Consider the following 2,252-nt stretch of genomic DNA (forward strand, 5'->3'; position numbering starts at 1 on the left):
TTATAAAAATCTGTCAATTCTTTTTTTATTAATTCTTCTTTACCTAAATTCCAAAAGTAAATGTCCAAAAAAGTAATTGAAAAAAAATAGGATATACAGTACAATCATAAATGAGCAAATCTATTGAAAGGAACTGTATACCCATGACTAATAATAACACATTTTTAAAAATTAATAAAGAAGGAAAATTTAAACATCTTACTAAAGTTGACCGTGGTATCATTTACCATATCCTTAAAGATAATAATATTAAAGACTTAACTAAATATTTAATAAAGCCTACTACTGTTAATAGAAAATATTTTCGCAAGTTTTACAGGTAAAAATAAAAAAAGAGTGTTAGAAGCTAGATGAAATCTCGCTTTTTTTGTGAAGTTTTTTATTTACAATTATGTCATAACATGATATAATAATGTTGATTGATATTGTCTTAAAAAGGAGTATACATGCACTTAACATTCACTAAAGCTGGTAATAATATTCATATATATGCTAAAAGAAAATTTATTGACCCTAAATCTAAAAAATTAGTTACTAAAACTGTTTGTAAAGTAGGTGTTGTCGAAAACCAAGATAAACTTACTGATGAACAAAAACTTTACTTTAAAAACATCATTGATGATTTAAATAAAAAAGAAGCTGAAAACAATAATAATATTATCGTTAATGAAATTAATCTAAATCAAACTATTTCAATTAATGATATTAACTCAAGAAAAAATCTTGGCTCTTTATTCATTTCTTTTGTTTTTGATAAACTTAATCTTTCTAATATTCTTTATCCTCTTAAAGATAATAAAGAATATTCTCTTGCTCAAATATTTAGATTCCTTGTATACACTAGATTAATATTTCAAGGTTCTAAACTTGATAATATTGAACATATTAATTCCTTTATTGATTTATTTAATTTTAAATTACATGATATCTATAGAGCTTTAAGAGTTTTTGCTAAAAATAAAGTTAAAATAATTAATGGTATTCATGAGTTCTTATCTCATAACTTTAAAATTGATAAAACATTTACTCATTATGATGTTACTAACTATTACATATATACTGATAATACAAATGAAGATAATTATCCTCAATATGGATATAGTAAGATTAATAATGATAAACCTATAGTACAAATGGGATTAATTACTGATAGAAATGGTATTCCTTTAACATACAAGTTATTTAAAGGTAATAAGACTGATGTTTCTACTTTAATTCCTTTTATTGATGAAGCTAAAAAGGAATTTGATTTTTCTAAAACTGTTGTTATTGCTGATGCTGGATTAATATCTTCTAATAATATTGCACAATTACTTGTTAGTAATAATAGTTATATACTTAAGGATAGAATTAGGAATATGAGTAGTGATTTAAAGAAGATTTTTGAAAACACTATTAGAGATGCTTTAATTAATGCTTCTAAGGAAGATTTAGATAAGGGAATAAGGAAAGTATATACATATGGTATTTCTATTGCTAATAATAAAAGAGTTATTACTACTATTAATGAAGAAAAGAAAACTATTAGTTTAAATGAAAGATTTGTATTTTATTATTCTCCTAAATATCAAAAGTTAGCTGAATTTAGTAGAGAAAATATACAAGTAGTTAATAGTTTAACAGGAGAGATAATAGAGAGTGATTTAGATATATTTAAAGAATATGAGTTAAATGAAGAATTTATAGATAAAGATTCTAAATATGATGGATTCTCTTTAATAGTTACTAATTTAGATCCTAAAGAAAATATTGATTATTTTGTTTTAAGTACATATGCTAAACAATATCAAATAGAACATGTATTTAGAGCTACAAAGACATTATTAAAAGCAAGACCTATATTTGTTTCTACAGATGATGCAATAGAGGGACATTTTTTAACTTGCTTTGTATCATTGTTGATACTTATGTTAATAAGACAGAAATTAAAGAATAGATATAGTTTAGATACTATATTAGAAACACTAAAGGAACATAATTATATATATACACATGAGAATATATATACTATAGATACAACAAAATTAAATGAATGTTTATTTGATTTATATAAGTCATTTAGGTTAGGAGATATTAATAAGTATCATACACCACAGACATTAAAAAATATTCTTGCAAAAACTAGGAAGTAGGGTTATTGTAACATAATCCACTTTTTAAAGTGCAATGGCTCTACAGCAGATGCTTACTACTTTAGAGCCTATTTTTTTATTTTTTTGCTGTAAAACTTGATAATTAATAAAGAAGGAAAA

General features: G+C 23.1%; 1 protein-coding gene. It reads left to right on the plus strand.

The features are described from left to right. Nucleotides 1–446: 446 nt before the first annotated feature. Nucleotides 447–2,132, plus strand: coding sequence for an IS1634 family transposase (locus BT993_RS06730; RefSeq protein WP_072593797.1), 1,686 nt, complete (start codon nucleotides 447–449; stop codon nucleotides 2,130–2,132). The last annotated feature ends 120 nt before the right edge of the window (nucleotides 2,133–2,252 follow it).

The sequence above is a fragment of the Streptobacillus ratti genome, assembly GCF_001891165.1.
Classification (GTDB): Bacteria; Fusobacteriota; Fusobacteriia; order Fusobacteriales; family Leptotrichiaceae; genus Streptobacillus; species Streptobacillus ratti.

Coding starts and splice junctions, on each gene's coding strand:
- BT993_RS06730 (WP_072593797.1), top strand. CDS start 447: ATGCACTTAACATTCACTAAAGCTGGTAATAATATTCATATATATGCT.